This window comes from uncultured Desulfovibrio sp. (assembly GCF_944324935.1).
Classification (GTDB): Bacteria; Desulfobacterota; Desulfovibrionia; order Desulfovibrionales; family Desulfovibrionaceae; genus Desulfovibrio.
The window spans coordinates 1-8,485 of sequence record NZ_CALUYG010000071.1 but is presented as its reverse complement, the minus strand read 5'-3'; the positions used below and the strand labels follow the sequence as shown (position 1 = coordinate 8,485).

Below are 8,485 nucleotides of genomic sequence, written 5' to 3'. Positions count from 1 at the left end.
CCGCCACGCCGGCTGCCCCGGAGAGCGGGGGCTCAATGAGCGGACAAACGGCCTGCTCCGGCAATTTTTCCCCCGCATGCGAAACTTCAGGGGCCTTGGGGAGCACGAGACAGCGCGGGCGATGGCCTTCATAAACCACCGCCCGCGCAAGAAGTCCGGTGACAGGACAACTGTGGAAAAAATGAGGAAAGACGGGGTCTTCTGTGTGTCAACTTTCGTTTGACAATCTGCCACAAAAGGTTCCCCTCCCCGAACCCCTCCCTTCCCAAAAAACTTACGTGTCCAGACACAGAGCCTCGCAGCATGGGAAGGTGTCGCCTGACCGCAAGCCAGCCAGACGCTTGAGAGAGCGTTTTGCCTTTGCCAGGCGGCACCGCGCCTTCCGGCCAAAAGTGAGCGGAAAACCGCGTTTTTTCCGCGAAACGCCAGACCGTAGGGTTTGATACGTGAAGCGTTTCAAACTGAGAATGCTCTAAAAGAACAGGCCGAACAGTTTTTGCTGTCCGGCCTGTAGGTATTCGTAGGCACGTCTTCCGTGCGGGTGCGGCGTGGTGGTGGCTCAGGCCTGGTGCAGCAGGATCATGCCCACGATGAGCAGACCGATGCCGGCAAAGGCGCAGGGGCGCAGACGCTGGCGGAAAAAGAGCCAGCCGCCCAGCGATGTGCCCAGTATGCCGAAGCTCCCCCACATGGCATAGGCCACGGAAAGGTCAAGGCTGCGGACGGCCAGCGACAGGCAGTAAAAGGCCAGGCCCACGCCCAGCAGCGCAAGCAGCCCGGGGATACGGCGACGAAAACCGTCGCTGCGGGCCAGCAGCAGATTGGCCAGCACGTCCAGCACGGCGGCGCACAGCACGAACAGCAGCGGAAGGAGCGTATCAGGCATGATGCGCCTCCTTTGCCGGCGCGGGATCGCCGTGGCTGGTTCCCTTGTGTACCAGCAGCGCGCCGCCGAGCACGCAGCACAGGCCCAGCAGACGCAACAGGCCGGGACGCTCGCCCAGCACGAGAAAACCGGCCAGCGTGACCAGCGTCAGGCCGAGCCCTTCCCAGAAGGCAAAGGCCACGCCCACGGGCAGGCCGGTGGTGGAGAGCGCAAGATAGTAATAGGACAGGCCGATGCACAGCCACATGATGCCCAGGCCAAGCAAGGCCGCATGGGGAAGATCCCACTGCTGGGAGAGCTTCATGGTGATTGAGCCGCCGACTTCCAGCAAAATGGCCGCCAGCAGGCAGAACCAGTGATAGGGGCGCGTAGGTGACATGATGTTTCCTCTCGTCGTGACACGCAGAGGGCAGCAAGGCATTTTCCGTGGGAACGGCGTTGCGCTCCAAATCTTCCGGTCTGTCGCCCGGGGAAAAGATACCGTTTCCCACGCGGTTCGGGCCGGTCGGCGCTGTGCCGCCGCTTCGCGTTTGTCATTTGTCAGGGGCGGAACACTCGAAAAGGGACGCTACGGCACACGCTGCCGCTCCACAAGGCAGGTGCGGGGCGCATGCGCGCATGCGTCAGCGCAGCGGATGCCGTATGACGAGAGAAGACTTAGAGACAGGAACGCCAGTAGCGTTCGTCACGGCAGGCATGGAAAGCTCGAAAGGGAGGAAAGATTCCGGCAAAAAACATGATGTTTTTTTACCACAGGCCGGAATGGATTGCAATGTGCGGCAGACGGGCGATCAGGCGGCATGCGAAAGCGGTGGGGCGCATGGCGCAATGGGAGGGGAGGCGTCCGCCGGCAAGGCTTATCGCGGCACGGCAAAAATTTTCTTTCGCTTCACAGCAGACGGCGGGAGAGGAGAAAGCCTGAATGCCGCGACGCCGTCTCACCCGTTCAATAAAGCGCGCTGGGGAAGGGATGGAGGCTTCGGGGGAAGGGAAATCCGCTCCCGCGCCGGCAGCGACCCGACGGGCGGCCCCGGCCGTGCCCGTGAGGCGACGCGGGAGCCTTACGGGCATCGAAGCAGAGCGAGGGGTTCCCTTCCCCCGGAAAAAATGCCGCCTCCTAGCTCTGGGCGTCGATCCAGGCGTTGGCCTGCTTCAGATCGAGGGTCCCTTCATAGAGGGCGCGGCCGCTGATGGCCCCCTCAAGGCGAGCTGTCCGGCTCAGGGGGTAGAGCGCCTGCACATCGGCAAGGGTGGCCACGCCGCCCGCGGCAATGACGGGCACGGAGGAGGCTTCGGCCAGATGGGCAAGCGCCGGGAAGTTGACCCCGCTCTGCATGCCGTCCCGCTCGATGTCGGTGTAGATGATGAAGGCCGCTCCGTCGTCAAGCAGACGGGGGAGCACATCGTCCACGGTCAGACCGGCATCGGCCACCCAGCCCTTGGTTTTGAGGCGACCGGCCTCGGCGTCCAGCGAAACGCCGATGCGGCCGGGGAAGCGCCGGCACAGGGCGGCAAAGGCTTCGGGCTGTTCCAGCGCCAGCGTGCCGATGATGAGGCGCTCCACGCCGGCGTCCAGATAGGCAGCGGCGATCTGTTCGCTGCGTATGCCGCCGCCAAGCTGGACAGGGATGTCCAGCGCGGAGCAGATGGCGCGTACGATGTCACGGCTGCGGGGCAGCCCGTCGAAAGCGCCGTCCAGATCCACCACATGCAGCCAGCGGGCCCCCTGTTCCTGCCAGCGGCGGGCGGCCGCCACCGGATCAGGGGAAAAGATGGTGCTCTCGTCGGCGCGGCCCTGGCGCAGGCGTACGGCCTTGCCGTCCTGTATGTCCACAGCGGGAAAGATGATCATAACATCAAGTCCTTTACGGCCTTGAGCATGCCCTCGCGCGCCAGTTCGTCGGCCGTGGCCCAGCCGCCCTTGCGCTTGAGGAAGTCGCCGATCTCCAGAAGGTTGCTCGTCAGGCCGCTTTGCTCCACGTCATAGACCGAGCGTTCCTGGACGGTTCCCTGCTGGATATTGATCAGGAAGAACTCCACCCGCACATGGGCGGGACGGGTCACGCCCGCGCGGGAGCCTTCGCGCTGATGCCAGTTCAGCACCTGAGGCACGAGCAGAAGATCCGTCTTGAGGGTCTTGGCAAAGGCGACCCAGGCGGGCAGGGCCTGCGGCTGGTTGGAGTCGTGGTAGCGCATTTTGTCGGGCAACTGCGCATGACGCGGGATGAAGGTATACTGCCGTTTGGTCTCGGTCAGCAGCACGTCACGCAGCGTCATGTCCAGGGCGGGCAGCATCTCGGGCGCGATGCGCCCCTGATCCTTGGGAAGCTGCCCCATGATGAGCTGGCTTGTGGTGATCGGCTGGGTAAAGGGCGCAACGGCAATGCTGTAGGACGGGGACAGCGAGCGGGGGATATCCGCCGTACTGCGCGGCTTTTTGGTGCAGGCCGCCAGGGCGAGCGCAAGGCAGAGCGCCAGCAGCGCCATGACGGTAAGACGGGATCGCATCAGTCCAGACCTCCCTTGGTACTTCTGATGGCTGTGCCGGTACGCCGGACAGCCTGGCGCAGGGCCAATCCCAGCCCCTTGGCTGCCGACTCCAGCAGATGATGACCATTTTTGCCGTAGAGCAACGAGATATGCACATTGCAGCGCGCGCCCGCGGCAAAGGATTTGTAGAACTCGCGCCAGACGTCCCGCTCCTCGCCGGCAATGACCGGCGGCAGCAGCTCGTCCCCCCGCCATTCCAGCCAGGGGCGGCCGGACAGGTCAAGGGTGACGTCGGCCAGGGCCTCGTCCATGGGCACGCGTCCGTGCCCCACACGTTCTATGCCCCTGCGGTCGCCCAGCGCATCCAGCAGGGCCTGGCCGAGCACCAGCGCCGTATCTTCGGCACTGTGGTGGGCGTCGATGTGCATGTCGCCGCGGCAGCGCAGGGTCAGGTCCATGCCGGCCCAGAAAAACGTGAGGGTCAGCATATGGTCCAGCAGGCCGAAACCGGTCTGCACGTCCACCTTGCCCTCGCCATCCAGCACCAGCCGCAGACTGATGTCCGTTTCCGCACTGCGCCGGCTGCGTTCCGCGCTACGGATGTCCGTGGTCATGCGCGTTCCCCTGTGTCCTGCGTTTCGCGGGCCGGATCAGCGGCGGCATCTTCGGTTTCCGCGGCAGTTTCGGTCCCTTCCGTCTCCTCGGCCGCCTTGCGCCGCTTCTTGCCGAAGACGGCGGCTACGATGACGCTGACCTCGTACAGCACCAGCATGGGCGCGGCCATGAGCAGTTGCGAGAGCACATCAGGCGGGGTGAGGATGGCCGCCACGATGAAGATGCCCAGGATGGCGTAGCGTCTGGCCTGCCGCATCATGGCCGCCGTCAGCACGCCCATACGCGAGAGGAAGAAGGCAAAGATCGGCATCTCGAAAATGAGGCCGAAGGCGATGAGCAGCTTGAGGACGAAATCCACATAGTCGCTGATGCGCGGCATGACCTTGATCTGCTCGGTGCTGTAGCTCATAAAGAACTGAAAGGCGAAGGGGAAGACGATGTGATAGCAGAACAGGGCTCCCCCCACGAAGAAGACGGCCGAGATGATGGCCACGGGCACGATGAAGAGTTTTTCCTCCTCATAGAGGCCCGGCGAGATGAAGGCCCAGATCTGATAGAAGATGACGGGGCTGGCCACAAAAAGCCCGGCGATGCAGGCCACGAACATGCGGATGAAAAAGGCTTCCGGCATGGTGCTGTACATGGCGTTGCCGCCGGCGGGCAGCACGGCCAGCAGCGGTTTGACCAGCACGGCGAAGATGGGCTCCACAAAGGCCCAGCAGAGGCAGAAGCCCACGGCGGCGGCAATGAAGCAGCGCACCAGCCGCCAGCGCATCTCGTTGAGATGATCCAGCAGGCTCATGGGCTTTTCCTCGGGATTGGGCTCCTCTTCCTCCGCCGCGGGCGGGTCGAGCGGCGGCTGGCCGCCATGATCACCGCCGGCGGCGGGCATGACCTGCGTCCCGGGAGCGGGCAGGGCCGCTTCGCCGGCCCCATCAGACGCCGGCTCATCGGCGGACCTGCTTTCCCGCGCCGCCATGCCGACTTCGGCAGCCTGCGCGGCCAGCACGTCCGGGCTCTCGTCATGGATGGCGTCCAGTCCGGCCGGGACGACCGGGCCGTCGGTCGCGCCAGCGCTCCCGGCAGGGGCGTCTTCCCGCGCTGCGGGGGCCGGTCCTGCCGGCTGTTCCGCCGGTGCGGGGGGCGCATCCCGGCTGTCCTCTCCGGCGGAGCCAGGGGCTGCATCATGGCCGTCATCAGGATCGGGAACTGGAGCGACTGTGCCGCTCATGGCCAGTGCGGCCGCCCGAATGGATGCGTAGTCGTCCTCCGTCCGGCGCTCGTCCGCCCCGGCCGTCACCAGCGGGGCCGCTTCCGGCCGGGGACGTTCTTCCGCCGGCGGGGGAGGGGGCGTCGTTTCCGGCTGACCGGCGGCGGGAATATCCGTTGTTTCCGCCAGAGGCGGCGTCAGCTCCGTTTTCATGCGCGTTCGCTCCCGGCAGGGCGGTTCTCAGCCGCTGGTGGCACGCTCTGCGCGGCGGCCTGTGTGGCGGCAACGGCCTTTTCCAGCGGGCTGCCCGGCGGGGGGACCGGCGCGCCGGACATCAGGTCGGACGCCGCGCCAGCCGACGCCGCGCCAGACGACACCGTATCACTCGGGCGCGCCGTGGTCTCCAGCGTGGCGGCGAGCGTCGAGTCCTCCTGTCCGGCGTCGGCCCCGCGCGGGGCTTCCGGCGCGGGCCGCGTCTGAGAGGCGGCGGACGCCGGTCGCGCCTCGGCGGCCTTGCGCTGTTTCTCGTCTTCTTCCTCGCGGGCGACTTCCGCATTCAGGGTGCGCTGAAAATCCGTGGAGACGCGGCGAAATTCGCCCATAGCCTTGCCCAGCGTGCGGGAAACGCCCGCCAGGCTCTTAGGCCCCAGCACCACCAGCGCCACGAGCAGAATGACCAGAAGTTCCGTGCTGCCTATTCCGAACATGTAACCCCCTGTCGTCGCGTTCTTTCGCGCCGTCCTTGCCGACGGGCGCGTATTCCATGCCTTGCCGGCCGCGTGAGCGGGACCGGACGCGGGCTTGCCGCCGGCACGGCCCCCCGGAAGCGGCGGACAGGTGCTGACGGAACGTCACGGCCGCGTGGCGGCAGGCGGACGGCGGCGGAGAAAGGAGGTTAGCCCAGCAAGGGGCTGATGTAAAGGCGGGCCGTGCAAACGTCTGTTTTCCCGCGGCAGGAGGGGGCGGAGGGCCGACGACAAGGCGGGGAAGGGGAGCCCGGGCTCCGCCTTCCCCACCGTCATAAGCATTTTCCGTGTGAAACGCTGTGCGTTTTACCCCATACGGCCTGCCGTTTCGCGGAAAAACGCGGTTTTTCCGCTCCCTTTGGCCGGACGGCGCTGTGCCGCCACCTCGGGTCTTCCCTTTTTCAAAGGCAAACCGCTCCCGCCGTCAGGCCGGGCATCTCCGGGAGACTATTCCCATTCGATGGTGCTCGGCGGCTTGGAGGAGACGTCATAGACAACGCGGTTGACGCCCTTGACCTCATTGATGATGCGCCCGGACATGCGGGCCAGCAGATCGGCCGGCAGGCGGGCCCAGTCGGCGGTCATGGCGTCCACGCTGTCCACCACGCGCAGGGCGATGACATGCTCATACGTGCGGCCGTCGCCCATGACGCCCACGGTCTTGAGGGGCAGCAGCACGGCAAAGCCCTGCCAGACCTTGCGATACCAGCCGGATTCGCGCAGTTCTTCCTGAACGATCCTGTCCGCCTGACGCAGGATGCGCAGGCGTTCTTCGGTGATCTCGCCCAGCACGCGGATGGCCAGTCCCGGCCCGGGGAAGGGATGACGCCAGACGATGGAGTCCGGCATGCCCAGCTCGGCGGCCACCTTGCGGACCTCATCCTTGAAGAGCTCGCGCAGCGGTTCGACAAGCTTGAGTTTCATGGTTTCGGGCAGGCCGCCCACGTTGTGGTGGCTCTTGATGACGGCGCTGGGCCCCTTGTGGGAAACGGACTCGATGACGTCGGGATACAGCGTGCCCTGAGCAAGGTATTCCACCTCGGGGAGCTTTTTGGCCTCCTCGTCGAAGATGTCGATGAAGGTATGCCCGATGATCTTGCGCTTCTTTTCCGGGTCCTCCACGCCCTTGAGCAGGTCGAGGAAGCGCTTCTGGGCCTGCACGAAGGTGAGGTTGAGGTCGAAATGCTCGCGCAGGTAGCTGACCACCTGTTCCCCCTCGTTGAGACGCAGGAGGCCGTTGTCCACAAAGATGCAGTGCAGACGGTGGCCGATGGCCTTGTGCAGCAGCACGGCGACCACGGTGGAGTCGATGCCGCCGGAAAGGGCGCAGACCACATGCTTGTCGCCGATCTTTTCGGCCATCTCCTTCACCACGCGCTCCACGAAGGAGGACATGCTCCAGTCCGGCGTGATGCGGCAGACCTTGAAGAGGAAGTTGCGCAGCATCTGTTCGCCGTCCACGCTGTGGTGTACTTCGGGGTGGAACTGTACGGCATAGATGTGGCGGGTCTCGTCGGCCATGGCCGCCACCTCGAGGGTGGGGGTGCGTCCGGTGACCGTGAATCCCGGGGGCGGGGCGAGCACCTTGTCCCCGTGACTCATCCAGACGCGGCTCGGCGCGGCGGCGTCCAGCCCGTCCCAGAGCGCGCAGGGCGCGGTCAGGGTCAGATCGGCGGGGCCGTATTCGCGGGTCTCGGACTGGGCGAGCCGGCCGCCGAGATTGTGCGCCAGGAGCTGCATGCCGTAGCAGATGCCCAGCACGGGCACGCCCAGATCGAGGAGGCCGCGGTCCAGCGCGGGGGCGTCGGCTTCGCCCACGCTGGCCGGGCCGCCGGAAAGGATGACGGCCTGTGGCTGCATGGCCGCCACCTGCGCGGCGGTGACGTTGCAGGCATGTATTTCGGAATAGACGCCGGCCTCGCGTACCCGGCGGGCAATGAGCTGGGTGACCTGCGAGCCGTAGTCGATGATGATTACCTTGCTGTGAGCCATGATCCTTCCTTGAGGCTGTGCCGTGCGGCGGACGGTGCGGCGCGACGGCTGGGGCCTGCTGACACTGTGCGCGGTTTATCTGGGGGGAAGGGAAACCCCTCCGCCGGCGCTGGAGGGGTTTCCCTTCCCCCCAGGCCCCCCATCCCTTCCCCAGCGCGCTTTTACCGGGAGAGGCGACGAGACATGCGGCGAGCGTTCGTCAAAAAGCTGCAAGCATGCGTGGTACATCCATCAATCATTTGAAACCGGCTGGAGGCTTGAGGTTGATATGGTCTAGTTGTCGATGCGGTAGTTGGGCGCTTCCTTGGTGATGACCACGTCATGCACATGGCTTTCGCGCAGGCCCGCCGAGGAGATTTCGCAAAATACGGTGTTCTCGTGCAGGTCGGCGAGGGTGCGGGCCCCCACATAGCCCATGCCGGAGCGCAGGCCGCCCATGAGCTGGTAGATGGCGTCCATGACGGGACCGCGATAGGGCACGCGGCCCACGATGCCTTCGGGCACGAGCTTCTTGCTGCGTTCCTGGAAGTAGCGGTCGGAGCTGCC

General features: G+C 65.6%; 9 protein-coding genes. All 9 read right to left on the bottom strand.

What is annotated here, in order from left to right; translation table 11 throughout:
• Positions 1-559: 559 nt before the first annotated feature.
• Positions 560-886, bottom strand: a complete 327-nt coding sequence (gene mdtI / locus Q0J54_RS11615) for a multidrug/spermidine efflux SMR transporter subunit MdtI (RefSeq protein ID WP_296305892.1) — start codon at positions 884-886, stop codon at positions 560-562.
• Positions 879-1,265 (bottom strand): SMR family transporter, encoded by a 387-nt coding sequence (locus tag Q0J54_RS11610; protein WP_296305891.1) that lies wholly within the window; start codon positions 1,263-1,265, stop codon positions 879-881. The genes mdtI and Q0J54_RS11610 overlap by 8 nt, the downstream gene beginning before the upstream one ends.
• A 738-nt stretch (positions 1,266-2,003) precedes the next feature.
• Positions 2,004-2,738, bottom strand: a complete 735-nt coding sequence (gene hisA / locus Q0J54_RS11605; RefSeq protein ID WP_296305890.1) for a 1-(5-phosphoribosyl)-5-[(5-phosphoribosylamino)methylideneamino]imidazole-4-carboxamide isomerase — start codon at positions 2,736-2,738, stop codon at positions 2,004-2,006.
• Complete coding sequence (locus Q0J54_RS11600) at positions 2,735-3,394, bottom strand: hypothetical protein (RefSeq protein ID WP_296305889.1); 660 nt, start codon at positions 3,392-3,394, stop codon at positions 2,735-2,737. Before Q0J54_RS11600 ends, hisA begins: the two co-directional genes overlap by 4 nt.
• The gene (locus Q0J54_RS11595; protein ID WP_296305888.1) at positions 3,394-3,990 is read right to left on the bottom strand and encodes an imidazoleglycerol-phosphate dehydratase; all 597 of its coding nucleotides are present in this window, start codon (positions 3,988-3,990) and stop codon (positions 3,394-3,396) included. The genes Q0J54_RS11600 and Q0J54_RS11595 overlap by 1 nt, the downstream gene beginning before the upstream one ends.
• Entirely contained in the window at positions 3,987-5,414 is a 1,428-nt protein-coding gene (tatC, locus tag Q0J54_RS11590; protein WP_296305887.1) for a twin-arginine translocase subunit TatC, read from the bottom strand. Before tatC ends, Q0J54_RS11595 begins: the two co-directional genes overlap by 4 nt.
• Positions 5,411-5,908 (bottom strand): Sec-independent protein translocase protein TatB, encoded by a 498-nt coding sequence (tatB, locus tag Q0J54_RS11585; RefSeq protein ID WP_296305886.1) that lies wholly within the window; start codon positions 5,906-5,908, stop codon positions 5,411-5,413. The genes tatC and tatB overlap by 4 nt, the downstream gene beginning before the upstream one ends.
• 486 nt (positions 5,909-6,394) lie before the next feature.
• Positions 6,395-7,942: a glutamine-hydrolyzing GMP synthase gene (gene guaA / locus Q0J54_RS11580; RefSeq protein ID WP_296305893.1), complete on the bottom strand. Its 1,548-nt coding sequence runs from the start codon at positions 7,940-7,942 to the stop codon at positions 6,395-6,397.
• Between the two features lie 270 nt (positions 7,943-8,212).
• A partial coding sequence (locus Q0J54_RS11575) for an IMP dehydrogenase (RefSeq protein WP_296305885.1) occupies positions 8,213-8,485 on the bottom strand: 273 nt, incomplete at its 5' end.

Bases quoted from the DNA above. Each gene is read 5' to 3' on its own strand.
- Q0J54_RS11610 (WP_296305891.1), bottom strand. From the start codon at position 1,265: ATGTCACCTACGCGCCCCTATCACTGGTTCTGCCTGCTGGCGGCCATT.
- mdtI (WP_296305892.1), bottom strand. From the start codon at position 886: ATGCCTGATACGCTCCTTCCGCTGCTGTTCGTGCTGTGCGCCGCCGTG.
- tatC (WP_296305887.1), bottom strand. From the start codon at position 5,414: ATGAAAACGGAGCTGACGCCGCCTCTGGCGGAAACAACGGATATTCCC.
- Q0J54_RS11595 (WP_296305888.1), bottom strand. From the start codon at position 3,990: ATGACCACGGACATCCGTAGCGCGGAACGCAGCCGGCGCAGTGCGGAA.
- Q0J54_RS11600 (WP_296305889.1), bottom strand. From the start codon at position 3,394: ATGCGATCCCGTCTTACCGTCATGGCGCTGCTGGCGCTCTGCCTTGCG.
- hisA (WP_296305890.1), bottom strand. From the start codon at position 2,738: ATGATCATCTTTCCCGCTGTGGACATACAGGACGGCAAGGCCGTACGC.
- tatB (WP_296305886.1), bottom strand. From the start codon at position 5,908: ATGTTCGGAATAGGCAGCACGGAACTTCTGGTCATTCTGCTCGTGGCG.